The organism is Acinetobacter sp. 12966 (assembly GCF_031196995.1).
In the GTDB taxonomy this organism is placed as follows: Bacteria; Pseudomonadota; Gammaproteobacteria; order Pseudomonadales; family Moraxellaceae; genus Acinetobacter; species Acinetobacter geminorum.
In genome coordinates this window covers 60,129-77,772 of sequence record NZ_JAVIMC010000103.1, presented here as the reverse complement: position 1 = coordinate 77,772, position 17,644 = coordinate 60,129, and the positions used below count along the sequence as shown (strand labels likewise).

The window sequence follows — 17,644 nt, the reverse complement described above, 5'->3', positions numbered from 1 at the left end:
GAGATAAATTTTTTAAGAATTAAGATAGAAAAGGATGAAGAATAATACGGATTTAGAATAAAAATAGGGTAGAGAATGCTTCTGATGAGAGAGGCATTTAATACACAGATAAATGATAAATTTTAAAAAAATTGCATGAGGGATTGAGCCCCAATTCCTGAACAGAATGAGATAAAGATGAGATAGGATGATCTGGTACTTGGCCTAATATTCAGCTTTATACCAGATGCTGAGCTATTTTAATTTATGATTAGGCACACTTGGTTTGCCAATACGCATTTGCATAATTCGACAAGCTTTTTCGGTTTAATACGTTGCTAATATTTTGGCTGGCTTGCATCAGTTTTTCTAAGTCGATGCCAGTTTCAAATCCCATGTGTGACAGCAAATAAAACAAATCTTCGGTCGATACATTGCCAGAAGTTCCTTTGGCATAAGGGCAACCACCGAGTCCTGCAAGAGATGAGTCAAAAACACGAATACCTTGCTGTAAAGACTGATAAATATTGGCAATTGCCATGCCATAGGTGTTATGGAAATGTCCTGCCAAAACCTTGCTGTCGAGTTCCGCAAGACAGCCCTGCCAAACCTTTTGAACACGATCAGGTGTTGCTGTGCCAATGGTTTCACCTAAAGACACCTCATAGCAGCCCATGTCATAGAGTCGTTTAACAACTTTTACCACTTGCTCAGGAGCAATTGCACCTTCATAAGGGCAATCGACAATACAAGAGACATAACCGCGTACACGAATGTTATGGGCTTTTGCCGCGCTCATGACATCACTAAATTTTTCAAAGCTTTCGTCAATTGAACAGTTAATATTTTTACGGGTAAAACTTTCAGAAGCCGCGGTAAACACCGCAACTTCTTTGCATCCTACCGCATGAGCAGTTTCAAAACCTTTGATATTGGGGGTGAGCAGGCTAAATTGCACATCGGTTGTTTGGGGAAGTTGCTTAAATAGCTCGTCACTTTGAGCCATTTGCGGTACCCACTTTGCCGAAACACATGAACCGACTTCAATTGATTTTAGGCCTGCACTGATTAGGTCATTAATAAAGTTTAAGCGTTGTTCGACAGTTAAAGTCTGCTTTTCATTTTGGAGGCCGTCTCTGGGACCGACCTCAACGATTTTGACAAACTCACTCATGCAACTTCCTCCTGAGCAGGCTGAAATTCCACAAGCTCGTCGCCAGCTTTGACCTGATCACCGACTTGGAAATAAGAGTCTACAATCACGCCGTCTTTAGGGGCACGAATGGTATATTCCATTTTCATCGCTTCAAGCGTCATTAAAATATCGTTTTTCTTCACGCTATGATTCGCGCTCACCAAAACTTGAGTGACCACACCCGGCATTGGTGCTTTTAAATGACTTTCATCGGCTTGGCTATCTGCCTGATTAAAATCTTGGCGAATATAAGCAAATTTATAGCTTTGTCCATTTTGGAACAAGGTAATGCCTTGCTTATTTTGGTTAAAAGATAGCTTTTGCTTAGACCCACCAATCTGAACAGATGCCATATGCGCATCAAGCAATTGACCTGAAATCGGGTAGCTTTGACCATTATATTCTGCGGTGAAGCCATGTTCATTTGAGGCAAATTTGATTTGAATATTTTGGTTTAAATAATTCAGTTTAATACTGTACTGATAGGCAATATTTAAACGCCAAAGTGGTTGAGCTTGCCAAAGCTGTTTTTGGCTTGAGCTGTTGTTATTAAGTTTGCTTAAAAACTCAATAAATGCTGCGGCCACTATAAGTTCTGGTTTAATTTCTTCAGGGCTAAACAAGAAGTTTTGTTCACGTTGGATCAGGTTGGTATCAAGTTTGGCTTGTTTGAACGAATCACAACGTACAATCTTTTCTAAAAAGGCAATGTTATTGCCTAAACCATCGACATGGAATTGACTCAGCGCGTGTTGCATTTGAATCAAAGCATCTTCACGGTTTTTACCCCATACGATCAATTTGGCAATCATTGGGTCATAGAAAGTGGTAATTTCATCACCTTCAACAATGCCACTATCTACACGAACAAATTGGTTTTGCGCTGGGTAGCGTAGATAGTCAATTTTACCGATTGCAGGTAAAAAGCCTTTTTCTGGTTCTTCTGCATAAATACGTGCTTCGAGTGCATGCCCATGAATTTGTAATTCATGTTGGAGTTTTGGTAATGGCTCACCATACGCAACTCGTAATTGCCATTCTACTAAGTCCTCTCCAGTAATCATTTCAGTCACAGGGTGTTCGACTTGTAAGCGTGTGTTCATTTCCATGAAATACGCCGTACCGTCTTGTTCAACAATAAACTCAACCGTACCTGCACCGACATAATTTACCGCACGCGCAGCATCGATTGCAGCTTGACGCATAGTATCGAGCTTTTCGCTTGGCATTTGCGGAGCAGGGGCTTCCTCTAATACTTTTTGATGACGTCGTTGAACAGAACAATCTCGTTCAAATAAATGTACATAGTTGCCATGTGTGTCGCCAAATACCTGTACCTCGATATGACGTGGTTGAATCACATATCGTTCAATCAGTACATCATCATTACCAAAACTTGATTTGGCTTCACGTTTACATGATGCAAGAGAATGTAGGAAATCTTCGCTACGCTCCACTAGACTCATGCCTTTACCACCACCGCCAGCACTGGCTTTGATCAATACAGGATAGCCAATACGATCTGCTTGTTGTTTTAAAAATTCAGCATCTTGATTGGTACCGTGATAGCCCGGTGTTAGAGGTACACCTGCTTTTTCCATCAAAGCTTTAGAGGTTGCTTTCAAGCCCATCGCTAAAATGGCATCGACTGGAGGACCAATGAAGCAAATATTATGCTGCTGGCAAGCTAGAGCAAATTGATCGTTTTCCGAAAGAAAACCATAACCGGGATGAATCGCTTGGCTTCCTGTATCAATCGCCGCTTGAATAATACGATCAACTTGTAAATAACTTTGTGTTGCAGGAGATTGACCAATATAAATCGCTTCATCAGCAAGTTTAACGTGTTGTGCATGTGCATCTGCATCTGAGTAAACCGCAACCGTCGCAATACCTAATTTTTTGGCGGTACGAATCACACGGCAAGCGATCTCACCACGGTTCGCAATTAAAATCTTTTCAAACATGTTGATCATCCTTAATTGTTGTTATTAGAATTTGAAGTCCACGCAGGGGCTTGCTTACTTAAAAAAGCAGTTAAACCTTCTTTTGCCTCACTGCCTTGACGGACTTGTGCTATGTGTTGAGCAGTTTGTCGAAGTAATTCATCATTCATACTTTGATTGCTGACCATTTGAATCAGTTGCTTAGATGCTGCTTGGGCATGTGGTCCACCCAGCAGTAAAACATCAATAATCTCTTGAACTTTTTTATCTAAATCTTCTGCATCCGCAATTTCATGTGCCAAGCCGATTTGTTTTGCTTCGTGCGCTGAGATACGTTCAGCAGTTAAAAAATAGCGTGAAGCTTGTCTAGCGCCAATCGCACGTATTACATATGGACTAATCGTAGAAGGGGCAAGACCTAGTCGAACTTCAGAGGTTGCAAACTTTGCATCGGTACTGGCAATGCAAATATCACATGCAGATGCCAAACCCATACCACCACCAAAAGCAATACCATGAACACGTGCAATCGTTGGCTGATTTAAGGTTGCCAATGCTTCAAGCATCTGTGCGAGTTTTAAAGCATCGGCTTCATTTTCTTCTGTAGAAGCTTGACCCGCTTGTTTCATCCAATTCAGATCTGCACCTGCTGAAAAGCTTTTACCACGACCTGCTAAAACTACAACTCGAATATCGTCACGGTTAGCAAGTTGCTTAAAACAAGTATGCAATTCTTCAATCACCGTTGTATTGAAGGCATTGTGTAGCTCAGGACGATTCAGCCACACATATGCCACCTGATCATGCTGTTCCAGTTGTAAAAATTGATAGCTCATAAACACCTCTTACATGCGGAACACGCCAAATTTAGTCGGTTGAATTGGAGCATTCATTGCAGCGGCTAGACTTAAACCAAGTACTTGACGCGTTTGCGCTGGATCAATCACACCGTCATCCCACAAACGGGCAGAAGCATAGTAAGGATGACCTTGACGTTCATACTGATCACGAATCGGTTGTTTAAATTCATCTTCTTCTTGTGCTGACCATTCTGCGCCTTTTTGCTCGATCTGATCACGCTTCAAAGTCGAAAGTACGCTGGCTGCTTGCTCACCACCCATGACTGAAATACGCGAGTTTGGCCAAGTCCATAAGAAACGTGGAGAATAAGCACGTCCACACATACCGTAGTTACCTGCACCAAACGAACCACCAATAATCAAGGTGAGTTTTGGTACATTTGCGGTTGCAACTGCCATAACCAATTTGGCACCGTTTTTTGCAATCCCTTCATTTTCATACTGGCGACCGACCATAAAGCCCGTAATGTTTTGTAGAAATAACAATGGAATATTGCGCTGTGTGCATAGCTCAATAAAATGCGCACCTTTTTGTGCAGACTCAGAAAATAAAATCCCGTTATTGGCAATAATGCCGACTGGCATACCATAGAGTGAAGCAAAACCGGTAATCAGTGTTGAACCAAATCGTGCTTTAAATTCATCAAAACGAGAGCCGTCTACAATACGGGCAATCACTTCACGCACATCGAAAGGTTTACGTGCATCACTTGGCACTACGCCATAGAGTTCTGAAGCATCAAACAATGGTTCATCAACTTGTTTATTTAAGTCGTTTGGCTTTTTATTTAAGTTAGCGACAATGTTTCGTGCAATCGCAATTGCATGTTCATCATTTTCGGCTAAATGGTCAGCCACGCCCGAAAGACGTGTATGCACATCACCACCACCTAAATCTTCACTGCTTACCACTTCACCAGTTGCAGCTTTTACCAGAGGAGGTCCACCTAAGAAAATCGTACCTTGATTACGGACAATAATGGTTTCATCAGACATGGCTGGTACATATGCACCACCTGCGGTACAGCTACCCATCACCACAGCAATTTGGGCAATCCCGAGGCTCGACATGCGTGCCTGATTATAGAAAATACGCCCGAAGTGATCACGGTCTGGAAAAACCTCATCTTGCATTGGTAAATAGGCACCGCCTGAATCCACCAAATAAATACAAGGTAAGTGATTTTGTTCAGCAATTTCTTGTGCGCGTAGATGCTTTTTAACCGTAAGGGGATAATACGTTCCGCCTTTAACCGTTGCATCATTGGCAACGATCATGCAAGTGATGCCGTTGACTTGACCAATACCCGCAATCACACCCGCAGCAGGAACATCATCTTCATAAACGTTGTACGCTGCCAATTGACCAATTTCTAAAAATGCCGTGCCGACATCAATCAGTTGATCAATACGTTCACGGGGTAAAAGCTTACCTCGAGCCAAATGTTTTTGACGGGCATTTTCACCGCCGCCTAAAGCAATACGCTGGGCAACTTGTTTTAGATCTGTGACCAATGTTTGCATGGCTTGCTGGTTTGTTTTGAAGTCTTCACTTCGAACATTAATCTTGCTTTGTAATTGGTTCATAAGATGCATCCTTATTTATAATTATTATTTGGTTTCATTGAAAAGTTCGCGGCCAATCAGCATGCGGCGAATTTCAGAAGTTCCAGCACCAATTTCATAAAGTTTTGCATCGCGCCATAAACGGCCAGCAGGGAATTCATTGATGTAACCGTTGCCACCTAGACTCTGGATTGCTTCACCAGCCATCCATGTTGCTTTTTCGGCAGCATATAAAATGGCACTTGCAGCATCTTTACGTAGGCTGCGGTCATGGTCAGCTTTATCACATGCAGCACCAACAGCATAAACAAGAGCTTTACATGCCAACCAAGTTGAATACATATCGGCAAGTTTGCCTTGCATAAGCTGGAATTCACCTAAAGCTTGTCCAAACTGTTCACGTTGGTGTAAGTATGGAATTACCACATCTAAACAAGCATCCATAATGCCTAAAGGTCCGGCACTTAAAACTGCACGTTCATAGTCCAAACCACTCATCAGTACTTTTGTGCCGTTACCAACACCACCGAGTACGTTTTCAGCAGGTACTTCTACATTGTCAAAGAACAGCGGGTAAGTGTTAGAGCCACGCATACCGAGTTTGTCTAAGTGGTTGCCGTGACTAAAGCCTTTCATGCCTTTTTCAATTAAAAAAGCAGTCATGCCTTTTGCGCCAGCTTGTGGGTCAGTTTTGGCGTAAACCACCAATACATCTGCATCACCGCCGTTAGTGATCCACATTTTTGAACCATTTAAAACGAAGTGATCACCTTTTTGTTCAGCACGTAATTTCATGCTGACGACATCAGAACCCGCATTTGGTTCAGACATGGCAAGGGCACCCACATATTCACCGGAAATCAATTTTGGTAAATACTTTTGTTTTTGCTGCTCGTTACCGTTACGGTTAATCTGGTTTACACATAAATTAGAATGAGCACCATAAGAAAGACCAATGGCTGCTGAAGCACGAGAAATTTCTTGCATGGCAATAATATGAGCTAAATAACCCATATTGGCACCGCCATATTCTTCAGAAACCGTCATGCCTAAAAGGCCCATATCTCCGAATTTTTTCCAGAGATGTGCAGGGAATTTGTTGTCTTGATCAACTTGTTGGGCAATTGGTGCAATTTCCTTTGCACAAAATGCTGCCACTGAATCTTGAAGCGCAATTAAAGTTTCATCTAGACCGAAATTCAAGCTGCGTAGGTTCATGATATCTTCATCCTATTGGTTATATTTGTTGTCCATAAAATATTTTGTGGGTATTTGATAATTACCATACAATGATTTTTTAAAAAAGTGAATACTGATTCATAAAATGATTTACAATTCATTTTATTTGTTAGAGAATAAATTATGAGCTATAAACGATCATCTTTAATGCAAGAGCGGATGGAGCAAAATCGTAAGTCGATTTTGAGTTCAGCCAGAAAGTTAATTTCAGAGGGAGGGTTTAAAGACGCACAAATACAAACAATTGCAGAGCAAGCGGGCGTATCAAGTGGTCTGGTTTATCGCTACTTTGATAATAAAAGCCAAGTGCTGATTGAGGTTTTGTCCGAAGCCATTAATACGGAACTATTGGTGATTGATTCGATTACTGAAAGTGACTTATCGGCAAAGCAGAAATTACATAAGGCTGTGGCAACCTTTGTAAAACGGGCACTCAATAGTCCTCAGCTTGCATATTCACTCATGTTTGAACCTGTCGATTCAACGGTTGAACATGAGCGTTTTCGTGTGAAGCAATTGATCAAACAAAGTATTAAAAAAATACTTGCGGATGGAAATGCAAGTGGTGAGTTTGTCTTGGATGATTTAAATACAGCAGCACTTTGTGTTGTCGGTGCCATGACCTATGTGGTGGTTGAACCCCTAGACCCAGCTCAAAATACAAAGTTTGATCATGCGCATAAAGACTATTTTTCAAAACAGATTGCTGACTTTTGTGTAGATGCTGTGCAGAGGAAATAGGGCATATAAACGATAAACAACACAAAATAAGTAGTTTGGAAAAGTAGTTGCAGTAACAACAATTAGATCAGGTAAGAAGAGAATAAAAGAATCAAGGAGAATGATTCAATGCAACAAGAACGGTTAAGCTACGCCTCGGGACCAAGCACGCAGCCCTTATTGGGTATGACCATTGGTGAACAATTTGATCAGGCTTGTCGGCAATATGCTGAAAAGGAAGCAATCGTTAGTTTTCATCAAAACAGACGATTAACCTATAAAGCTTTACAGGATGAAGTAAATGCTTTTGCTTGTAGCCTTTTAAAATTGGGATTAAAAAAAGGTGATCGATTAGCCATCTGGTCGCCTAATTGTGTGGAATGGACGGTAACCCAATTTGCAGCTTTTAAAGCAGGGATTATTTTAGTTAATCTGAATACAGCTTATAAAAGTCATGAGCTTGAATATGTGTTGAATAAAGTCTCATGCAAAGGATTGATTATTGCTTCTCAATTCAAAACAACGGATTACCAAGAACTACTCACAAAAATTGCCCCTGAGTTAACCATCAGTCCAGATAAAGTGCTGAGTTCAGCGCGACTACCACATTTAAAATTTGTCATTAAAATTGATGACCAGCATCATACGGGTATTCATCGCTTTAGTGATTTAGTCACTGCGCCAACCTCTGAACAGCTAGAAGAGTTAAAACTATTAACCAAGCAACTTCAGTTTGATGAAACCATTAATATTCAATTTACCTCAGGTACGACTGGTAATCCTAAAGGGACCATGTTGACCCACCATAATATTTTAAATAATGGCTATTTTGTCGGTGAAGGCATCCGCTTAACCCCTCAAGATAAAGTCTGTATTTCTGTACCGTTGTTTCATTGTTTTGGCATGGTGATGGGAAATCTAGCATGTGTTACGCATGGTTCAACCATGGTCTATCCATCGGCGGTATTTAATCCTTTAGAAACTTTAAAAGCTATTCATCAAGAGCGTTGTACGGCAGCTTATGGCGTGCCCACCATGTTCATTGCAACCTTAGAACATGAACAGTTTAATGAGTTTGACCTGTCGAGCTTAAGAACGGGCATTATGGCAGGTAGTCCTTGTCCAAGAGAAATTATGCAGCGGGTTATAGACCGCATGCACATGTCTGAAATCACGATTTGTTATGGTATGACTGAAACCTCGCCAGTGAGTGTACAAAGTTCGGTAAATGATTCGATTGATAAACGAGTAAGCACAGTTGGGCATGTCCATCCGCATGTTGAAATTAAAATTGTCGATTTAGAAGGGCAGATTGTTCCGCAAGGAACTTTGGGTGAGCTATGCGTTCGCGGTTATTCAGTGATGGCTGGCTATTGGGGTGAAGAAGAAAAGACCCGTGAAGTCATTGATTCAGCTGGCTGGATGCATACAGGTGATATTGCCGAAATGGATCAAGACGGTTTTATTAAAATTAAAGGCCGTATTAAAGATGTGGTGATTCGCGGTGGGGAAAATCTCTTTCCAAAAGAAATTGAAGACTTCTTATACACTCATCCAGATGTAAGCGATGTGCAAGTTATTGGCTTGCCAGATGCCAGATATGGCGAAGAACTCTGTGCTTGTATTATTTTGCATGAGCATCATCAAATTGATGAAGACAGCATTCGCCAATTCTGCAAAGAGCATATTTCTCATAATAAAGTGCCGCGCTATGTCCGATTCTTTAATGAGTTTCCAATGACAGCTTCAGGCAAAGCGCAGAAGTTTAAATTGCAGGAAATTATGCGAGCTGAACTTAACTTAACTGGAAATGTCTTTGACTAAAGAGGTTAAAAGTTTGGTCAAAGTGCAGCAAACTATAAGTTGAAAGGCAGCTTAAATAGAGGATAAGCAAAATGGCAAAAGACTTTAATAGCCCAAAGGTAGTCGAAGGATATGACGAACATATTCGTAAATTAATTCCGAGTTATGAGGTGATCCATCAACAGGTGGATGCCATTTTGCAATCAGTGTTATCACCAAATGCTCATATTTTAATTGTGGGTTGTGGCACGGGGTATGAACTCGAATATTTACTTAAACGTCATCCAAACTGGAAGTTTACGGCAGTTGATCCATCTTTGACTATGCTGCAAAAAGCTCAGGAACAGGTTGAACTTTTAGATAAATCTTCTCAAGTCACCTTTGTTCACGGTGAAACATCAGCTTTACCTGTTGAGAATTGCTTTGATGCTGCACTTTCTATTCTTGTGGCTCATTTTATTGCAGATGATATAAAACCTGTTTTCTTTAAAGATATTTATGATCGTTTAAAAGAAAAAGCTGTTTTGCTGACCTACGATTTAATGACGTGTGTAAATCCACAACATCTTCAAGCTTTACGTTATTTATGCTTGGCACAAGGTTTAACAGAAGAACAATGTCAAAAAATGTTAGAGCGTATGGCGCAAGACTTTTTTAGCCTAACCACTGAAGGATATATAAAACTTTTAGAAAAAACTGGTTTTGAAAGTGTGCAGCCTTATACACAAATTTTGACGTATCAAGGGTTTATTGCAAAAAAATAATAGATTTCGGAAAGCGTTAATACGGATATAAAACCTGCATATTCTCAATGAGGAAGAGAATATAAAAACTGAAAAAAATTAAAAGATTTAGCTTTACTTAAAAACAAATTAAAAGTGGTTTTCAGGCCGCTTTAGGGAGGTTTTGTCTAAAAAATATGATTGAAGGTCTTTCTTGTGAAAGAAAAGCAAATTTTAAGCACCTATTTTAGATAGGTACATAACAAAAAGGATGTCGAGATCTTTAAGTCGAATTAAAGATCAAAAGGAAAGTCTTATGATAAATGCTTTAAATACAACGGTTCAAAAAAGCCTGATGGCTGTTTCTGTGACCCTGTTTGTGTCTTCTGCTTTTGCAGGTCAAACAGATCCTGAAATAGCACAACTTCGCCAAGAAGTGAAAGAGCTTCGGGCTATGTTACAAGCCAATATGCAGGCGCAAAAATCTTTATCGCAAGGACGAGTGGAACTAGCAAATTCAGCGACTCCTCAAGCCGCAACCGTACCACCAATACAGCAAGGTTTAACCAAGTCTGGTGCAGAATTTAACTTATATGGTTATATACGGGCAGATGCTTCTTATCAAATGAAAGGGGCATCTACGATGTATAACAATATTAGCGGTGTTCCACTCGAAAATACTCCAGAAGAATCTGCACAAAAAGACCAATTACACAGTACGGTTAATGTGACACGGTTCGGGCTGAATTTTAAAACTCCAACAGCTGCGGGTGATGTGGGCGGGAAACTGGAAATGGACTTCTTTGGGGCAGCCACTCGTGATCAGTTTCGAATACGCCATGCTTATTTAACTTTTGATAAATGGTTGATTGGTCAAACGTGGTCAACATTTATCGCACCCGAATATTATCCGGAAACGATTGATGCAGGCACATTTGTAGGCGGAGCATTATTAAGATCACCACTAGTTCGCTATAGCGATAACTTAACGGCAAATACAAGCTTTGCAATATCGGTTGAAGATCCGAAATATACTGCGACCTCAGATCCAGATAATAAAATGCGTTTACCAGCCTTGGTAGGGCGCTTAAATCATAAATTTGCCAATGGATCGATGTTATCGGGACGTAGTTTTGTTGCTGAAAAAAGAACTAATCATGATGAGGAAGTCGCTTGGGGCGTAGGCTTCGGCGGTAAATACCAAATTACACCTGATACATTACTCAAAGCCGATTATTACCATGTCAAAGGAGATGGGCGTTTTCTGCTATGGAGTAACAGCGGCTATGCAATAGATGATCAAAACAATATGCATAGCAATGAATTTGACACTGTTTCTTTGGGTATTACTCATCAATTTACACCGCAAATTCGCTCGACTTTAGGCTACGGCTATATGAAAGCCAAAGATGATAACCGTTTTGCTGAATTACAACGTAATAGCACCACTCAAAACAAAGAGCTTTGGCAAAGCTGGGTGAATGCACTTTATAACCCTTACAAACCAATTACCTTGGGCGTCGAATATGTATATGGCGAACGAGAAACTTTTGATGGACGTAACGGGATTGATAACCGCTTCAATGTGATGGCGAGTTATGACTTTTAATTTATTCAATAAAACCTTGAATAATTTGTTTTTTCTTTAGGGTGCAGTATGTCGTTTTAAAAAATTGAATATGAATTTATCTCACAAAGGAGGTGAGTAAATGACAACATCTAAATTAAATGTAAATGAAGTTATTGATCAGGCCAGATTTACCCCTTTTCACTGGAGTATTTTACTTTGGTGTTTATTAATTATTATTTTTGATGGTTACGATCTGGTGATTTATGGCGTTGTATTGCCTTTGCTAATGCAAGAGTGGTCGTTAACAGCTGTACAGGCGGGGATGTTAGCAAGTACGGCACTATGTGGAATGATGTTTGGGGCGATGTTCTTTGGAACATTGGCAGATAAAATAGGCCGTAAAAAGGTAATTTTAATCTGTGTGACTTTTTTTAGTGGTTTCACCTTTTTAGGTGCTTTTGCATCAAGCCCACTTGAGTTTGGGGTACTTCGGTTCTTGGCGGGACTAGGCATTGGTGGGGTCATGCCAAATTTAGTTGCACTTACATCAGAATATGCGCCTAAACGTATAAGAAGTACGCTGGTTGGGAGTATGTTTAGTGGTTATGCAATTGGCGGGATTCTTTCAGCATTAATTGGTAGTTATCTGGTTGAAAGTCAAGGATGGCAAATTATGTTTTTAATTGCCGGTATTCCACTATTTTTATTACCTGTCATTTGGAAGTTTTTACCTGAGTCTTTAACCTTTTTAGTTAAGACGGGTAAGACTGAGCAAGCACAGCGCATTATTCAAAAGATTTCACCTGAACAAAACCTAACGATCACTACGCACTTAGTGCTTAATGAGGATAATGTACCAACAGGTAGTTCTGTAAAGGGATTATTTCAGCAAGGCCGTGCTTTCAATACACTCATGTTTTGGCTTGTATTCTTTATGTGCTTACTCATGGTGTATGCCTTAAGTAGCTGGTTACCAAAACTCATGCTAGCAGCAGGCTATTCGCTTGGAAAGAGTATTTTATTCTTGCTTGCCTTAAATGTGGGTGCAATGATCGGTTCAATCGGTGGCGGTATTTTGTCTGATAAATTCCATTTAAAACCTGTAATTATGGGAATGCTACTGGCGGGTGTTGTCGCTTTAGTCGGTTTAGGCTTTAACTCACCAGCCTATGTCTTATATGGTTTAGTGACTGTTGCAGGAGCAGCAACAATTGGTACTTCAATTCTTCTTTATAGTTATGTTGCACAATATTATCCACTAAGTGTGCGTTCTACTGGAATTGGTTGTGCCTCTGGTGTAGGTCGAATTGGGGCTATTGTTGGACCTATCTTAACGGGCCTGTTATTGGGTTTAGAGTTACCACATAAGATGAACTTTGTGATGATCGCAATTCCAGCAATTTTAGCGCTTTTCGCCGTCATGGTTTTAAGACGATATACATCTGAAAAACAGCCTATTACACCAAAGCTTAATGTCGAGTTAGAGGGTAATTAATTCATATTGATACAGGTAGGGAGCAAATTCCTACCTGTATCTGGACATTTTATTTATGGAGTAACTGGTTTATATCAACCAGATTTGCCATTTGTTGATTACCACGGTCATTCGGATGTAAATGATCACCCGAATCATAAATTGGATTTAATCGATCGGGATGTTTAGGGTCTTTTAAACCTTGCTCAAGATCAAGAACCCCATCAAATGTATGGCTGGTTCTGATCCAGTGATTAATGCGCTGACGTAATTGGTCTTTATTCGGTTGGTAATAATTATCTAACGGCGTATTGGGTAAAGCTCCCGAAAATGGTAATAAGGTTGCTCCAATCACTTGAATACCTTGGCGATGTGCTTCATCTACAACACCTTTATAACCTTGAGTGAGTGTTTCAAAAGTCGGTATTTGTTGTTTAGGTGCAAATGCGGTACCGGGCCATGAAATATCATTAATACCCAACAAAACAATTAATGTTTTCACACCTGAATATTGAAATACTTCTTTTTTCAAACGATCTAAAGCATTGTCACCCATACCGTCTGTGAGTAATCGATTTCCTGAAATTCCACTATTAATGACCGCGACTTGATGTGGCGATAAGCGCTTAGATAAAAAGTCGGTCCATCGTGTATTTGCATCTAAAGTTGCAGTTGCTCCATCGGTAATTGAGTCTCCAATGACAGCAATAACATGGGCTTTACGCTTTGGTTTTACTTCTACAGCCGACAATAATAATCGCGCAGTTGTAGTTTTGGCACTACTAGGCATATTTAAGTTCGCAGTCTGGTTGCCCGTAATGAGCCAACTGGTTTGTTTCGCATCCCAATGAAAAGTTTTAAATGTAGTTGGCCTTTGAATAAAGGTATTTACCATTAACTGCGCATGATCGGGAACAGGGAGCTGGATTGGATCACTGATCAATTGTTTGCCAGGTAAAATTTGTGCTTTAAGCTTTCCTGAGAAATAAACTGGGTAAGCACTCTTTGATTTAAGACTTTGTCCTTTGACTAACCCCACAGTAGTTTTATCAATATAAAGTGGTTGATCCCCATATTGATTGGTAAAAACGAGCCTAACCGCTTCACCACCTAAACTAATTTGGCTGATTTGCTTAATAGTCTGATTGGATATTTGCTCGGGAATTAGGGTTGGAAAAACGAAATCTTTATTCCAGACTTTTTGTGGACTAGCTGCCCAAGTGGTAATCCATTGGCTCTTTTGTACTTCTGCTTGTGCAAAGCTCGTAAATAAAACGAGAGAGAATAGTGCAGATTGATAAAGTTTCATCTCAAGAACTCTTTAAAACGAATTAAAGGTATCTTGAAACAAATTGATGCCTTGTTATAGCGGTCTAAGCGGAATAAGATTTGTGAATATAATTCTTAAATAAATTTTACTATGTCTTATTTTGATATCAATCGTTCTGGCGAGTTGGCAATTTTTATACGGGTGGTCGAGCTTGGAAGTTTTTCAGCGGTAGCAAGAGCATGTAACATGACGCCGTCTGCCGTAAGCAAGTTAATTTCTCGTTTAGAAAAAAGACTGGGTGTCAGGTTACTCAACCGTTCAACACGTCAGTTTCAGCTTACCAGTGAAGGATGCCAGTTTTATGAGCAAGGCATTCAAATACTCAATGACTTAGACGAACTGGAACAAGCGGTTACCGCAAATCATACACCGAAAGGGCGAATTAGAATCCATACCAGTTTTTCATATTGGACACACTTTCTATTGCCATGCATTAGTTTGTTTAATCAACGCTACCCGGAAATTGAATTAGAAGCTCATTTGAGTGATGAAGTCATTAATTTGGTTGAACAAAGAATTGATGTTGCGATTCGAACAGGACCTTTGAAAAGCTCCAATTTGGTGGCCCGCTCGCTTGGCAGTACTTATAAACAGTATGTTTGCTCTCCTGTATATATTGAAAAGTACGGTTGTCCTGAGCATCCAGATGAACTACATGAACATCAGCTTTTAGATGTAAGTTATCAGCGCCAGAACAAAACGTGGCTCTTTAAAAAAGACGTTCAAGAAATCACACTTACACCAACCAAAGTTTTAAAAGTAAATCATGGAGAGGCAATCTTACAATTGGCGCTTGCAGGAGTTGGTATTGCACAGCTTAATGAATTCCAAGTCCAAAAAGCTTTAGAACAAAAACAGTTGGTTAGAATCCTTGAAGATTGGAATATCAATGCTTCGGAAGAATTCCATGCTGTTTGGATAGGACATGATAAATATGTCCCTAAGCGTGTAAGGGCCTTTCTAGATTTCTTAGTAGAGCATGCGAATATTAGTTAATTAAACTTTTTCTGGCACTTAACTGACATTGGTGCATTGTTTCATTCATTGTTTCCACAAAGTGCATATCCGCATCAATATTTTGTAAGCTTACTTTAGGCAAGTTCTCAACAAATTGTGGCGAATAATGTTTTTCTAAAGAGTTATAAATACAGTTGCATTGTGAAAGTGCACGACCAGCCCAAACACAATGTGTATTAAATTCATTTTTACTAATAGATCTGCAACCTAATAAACTTATAGAACTTATTAATAGGGTGCACACTAAAACAATACGATATAAAAAAAACATCATTATTGCTCTTCATTGGTTGTTGTTATCGTTAAGTCATGTTTATAGAAATTTTCTAGTCTTTATCCAGCTTTAAATATGGAAATATTTACTCTGAAAAAAGAAGAAAGCAGCAACATAAAAAAATAGAGCTTTTTCTTGAAAATAGTTTCAGCTAAATCGATAACGTAATGAAGAGTAGATGAAATAACACGATATAAAATAATAGTCATTAGAGACTCCTTGATAAAAGAAGTTGCGCCCAATCACTGCTATTAATTATGGTGGTGAAACGAAAGAGGGTTAGCAGACTGATACCTAAGAAACCAGCACACCCGAAGGTGTCCCACTCCCGTTCCTCCGTCAAAGGCACGAGGGGCTACACACCAAAAAACTCGTTTTTAGTGCGCTTAGGTAGACGGTCTGCTAAAACCGACTGACAAAATAGGTCAGCCGGAGCATCATAAGCTGAGCCTTAAAGCGGGTCAATTGCAAAAATAAAAGATTGGTTTATATAAACAAATATTAATATTTTTAAATTTTCATTAATAAAATAATGAGTTATTTACAATTGGAGTTATTGAATAATGGTTCAATATGATTATAAAAATAATTTTTAATGTTTATATATCAAATATTTATTAATTGTTTATTTGTATAGTGTTCGTGTTCAATGACTTGACTAAACATAAAGCAAAAAAGAGTAACCAAATTTAATTTTATGAATATGGCGTAATTAAATAAATAGCTGTTGCCAAATTTTAAATAAAATATCAATTGCAAGAAGAGTAATTTTTTATCATTTATTTTATTCAAGTTTTTACAAAAGCTTGCATAACCTACAAAACTTAAGAGAACCACAGCGGTAGGCCAACATAAGATAATGTTATTCATAAGTCTACATCTTAAGATTTATAAGGGTGGCCTCAATGTTAAGAATTTTTTGTGCAGTGAGTATGGTTGTTGCAATCGCCATGGGTATGAGCGCTTGCCAAGATCGAAATTCAACAGATGATGATGGAACACATGGCTCTAATGATCCAACCACTTCTCAACAAATGGATAAAAATTCATAATTTTTTATTTAAGGAAACTCATAGTTATGTGGGTTTCCTTAACTTTTTTCTATAAAGTATGTAACATAATAAAAAATGAAAATATAAAAATAATTAATTGTTTAGTATTCTTTAGTACACACATCCATAAAAAAAAGCTTATTTCCCAGGGCCAATAGGAAATAAGCTATATGCTTTGGAGCAATTAAGGACGTCACATGCCATCCCATGCATCTTTAATGGCTTGTTTTGCATGTTCCCATTTTAATCGGGATTCAGCTTTGAGTTCTTCCCACTTTTGTTGCAATCTACTTTCCATATCTTCAAACTGAGTTCCTTCTTTCGATTCTGAACGGGCACGGTGACCTAGTTCATAAGCTGCAGAAAAATCACGATCATAATCCAGATCTGGCGTAGTTAATTGAGCTTCTTGATAATAAGGTCGAGTAAGATAACTTTCTCGCCAGCGAGAGTCAGAATAATTATGGTCGCCAGCTACTAGTCGAGTATGGTCTGTATTTTGATCTGTCATCAGTTTTTCCTCTTCTCTTATTTAATTTTATGCTTATGTTAAATTTAGGAAGGTGAGGGCACCTTCCTAAATAAAATGAATGACCGCATCAAATGACATTTAAGTCAGCAACGGATTAACGTTGCTGATTATTGTTATTTGAGTTTTGTTGGCCTGAATCTTTTTGATTAGAGCCTTGTTGTTGGCGGCGGTTGTCATTTTGCTGTTGTTGCTGATTGTTCTGTTGCTGTTGATTGCCTTGCTGCTGTTGGTTGTTGCGGTTGTCGTTTTGCTGTTGTTGTTGCTGTTGATTATCGCGTTGATTGCTTTGATTATTAGTACTGCTCATCTTTAATTACCTCATATCATTTATGATGTGTGTTTTATCTGAGAGCTTCAGATAGGTT

Annotated in this window: 16 protein-coding genes; 7 read left to right on the top strand and 9 right to left on the bottom strand. The window is 39.2% G+C overall.

What is annotated here, in order from left to right; genetic code table 11:
- Positions 1-250: 250 nt before the first annotated feature.
- Genes RFW85_RS16195 through RFW85_RS16175 form a run of 5 tightly spaced genes read right to left on the bottom strand, consistent with a single transcriptional unit; the run spans position 251 to position 6,764 of the window.
- A complete protein-coding gene (locus RFW85_RS16195) occupies positions 251-1,153 on the bottom strand; it encodes a hydroxymethylglutaryl-CoA lyase (protein WP_309171684.1) in 903 nt (300 codons plus the stop codon).
- Complete coding sequence (locus RFW85_RS16190; protein ID WP_309171683.1) at positions 1,150-3,141, bottom strand: acetyl/propionyl/methylcrotonyl-CoA carboxylase subunit alpha; 1,992 nt, start codon at positions 3,139-3,141, stop codon at positions 1,150-1,152. The genes RFW85_RS16195 and RFW85_RS16190 overlap by 4 nt, the downstream gene beginning before the upstream one ends.
- Before the next feature lie 11 nt (positions 3,142-3,152).
- A complete protein-coding gene (locus RFW85_RS16185; RefSeq protein ID WP_309171682.1) occupies positions 3,153-3,956 on the bottom strand; it encodes an enoyl-CoA hydratase/isomerase family protein in 804 nt (267 codons plus the stop codon).
- 9 nt (positions 3,957-3,965) lie between these two features.
- Positions 3,966-5,567: a carboxyl transferase domain-containing protein gene (locus RFW85_RS16180; RefSeq protein ID WP_309171681.1), complete on the bottom strand. Its 1,602-nt coding sequence runs from the start codon at positions 5,565-5,567 to the stop codon at positions 3,966-3,968.
- 24 nt (positions 5,568-5,591) lie between these two features.
- The gene (locus RFW85_RS16175) at positions 5,592-6,764 is read right to left on the bottom strand and encodes an isovaleryl-CoA dehydrogenase (protein ID WP_005076583.1); all 1,173 of its coding nucleotides are present in this window, start codon (positions 6,762-6,764) and stop codon (positions 5,592-5,594) included.
- Positions 6,765-6,908: 144 nt separating this feature from the next.
- Between RFW85_RS16175 and RFW85_RS16170 the strand changes: the two genes are divergently transcribed.
- From RFW85_RS16170 to RFW85_RS16150, 5 genes are all read left to right on the top strand, one after another.
- Entirely contained in the window at positions 6,909-7,526 is a 618-nt protein-coding gene (locus RFW85_RS16170) for a TetR/AcrR family transcriptional regulator (RefSeq protein ID WP_002114305.1), read from the top strand.
- Positions 7,527-7,634: 108 nt separating this feature from the next.
- A complete protein-coding gene (locus RFW85_RS16165) occupies positions 7,635-9,329 on the top strand; it encodes an AMP-binding protein (RefSeq protein ID WP_309171680.1) in 1,695 nt (564 codons plus the stop codon).
- Between the two features lie 71 nt (positions 9,330-9,400).
- Positions 9,401-10,072 carry a class I SAM-dependent methyltransferase gene (locus RFW85_RS16160; RefSeq protein ID WP_309171679.1) on the top strand — a complete coding sequence of 224 codons (672 nt, stop codon included), beginning with the start codon at positions 9,401-9,403 and terminating at the stop codon, positions 10,070-10,072.
- 277 nt (positions 10,073-10,349) lie between these two features.
- Positions 10,350-11,639 carry a DcaP family trimeric outer membrane transporter gene (locus RFW85_RS16155; protein ID WP_309171695.1) on the top strand — a complete coding sequence of 430 codons (1,290 nt, stop codon included), beginning with the start codon at positions 10,350-10,352 and terminating at the stop codon, positions 11,637-11,639.
- Positions 11,640-11,739: 100 nt separating this feature from the next.
- Complete coding sequence (locus tag RFW85_RS16150) at positions 11,740-13,095, top strand: MFS transporter (protein WP_309171678.1); 1,356 nt, start codon at positions 11,740-11,742, stop codon at positions 13,093-13,095.
- 49 nt (positions 13,096-13,144) lie between these two features.
- On the opposite strand, the gene RFW85_RS16145 is transcribed toward RFW85_RS16150, so the two are convergent.
- A complete protein-coding gene (locus RFW85_RS16145; protein WP_309171677.1) occupies positions 13,145-14,383 on the bottom strand; it encodes an SGNH/GDSL hydrolase family protein in 1,239 nt (412 codons plus the stop codon).
- Positions 14,384-14,494: 111 nt separating this feature from the next.
- Here RFW85_RS16145 and RFW85_RS16140 point away from each other — a divergent pair, with 111 nt between their 5' ends.
- Positions 14,495-15,400, top strand: a complete 906-nt coding sequence (locus tag RFW85_RS16140; RefSeq protein WP_170247835.1) for a LysR family transcriptional regulator — start codon at positions 14,495-14,497, stop codon at positions 15,398-15,400.
- On the opposite strand, the gene RFW85_RS16135 is transcribed toward RFW85_RS16140, so the two are convergent.
- Positions 15,393-15,695 carry a hypothetical protein gene (locus RFW85_RS16135; RefSeq protein ID WP_068565411.1) on the bottom strand — a complete coding sequence of 101 codons (303 nt, stop codon included), beginning with the start codon at positions 15,693-15,695 and terminating at the stop codon, positions 15,393-15,395. The two genes, RFW85_RS16140 and RFW85_RS16135, sit on opposite strands and share 8 nt — an antisense overlap.
- Positions 15,696-16,600: 905 nt before the next feature.
- On the opposite strand from RFW85_RS16135, the gene RFW85_RS16130 reads away from it, so the two are divergent.
- Complete coding sequence (locus tag RFW85_RS16130) at positions 16,601-16,747, top strand: hypothetical protein (RefSeq protein WP_033850239.1); 147 nt, start codon at positions 16,601-16,603, stop codon at positions 16,745-16,747.
- Between the two features lie 193 nt (positions 16,748-16,940).
- Here RFW85_RS16130 and surA1 read toward each other — a convergent pair whose 3' ends face one another.
- The gene (surA1, locus tag RFW85_RS16125; RefSeq protein WP_170247834.1) at positions 16,941-17,258 is read right to left on the bottom strand and encodes a surface antigen protein 1; all 318 of its coding nucleotides are present in this window, start codon (positions 17,256-17,258) and stop codon (positions 16,941-16,943) included.
- A gap of 115 nt (positions 17,259-17,373) precedes the next feature.
- On the bottom strand, positions 17,374-17,586 hold the full coding sequence (locus tag RFW85_RS16120; protein ID WP_170247833.1) for a hypothetical protein: 213 nt from the start codon (positions 17,584-17,586) through the stop codon (positions 17,374-17,376).
- Positions 17,587-17,644 lie beyond the last annotated feature (58 nt).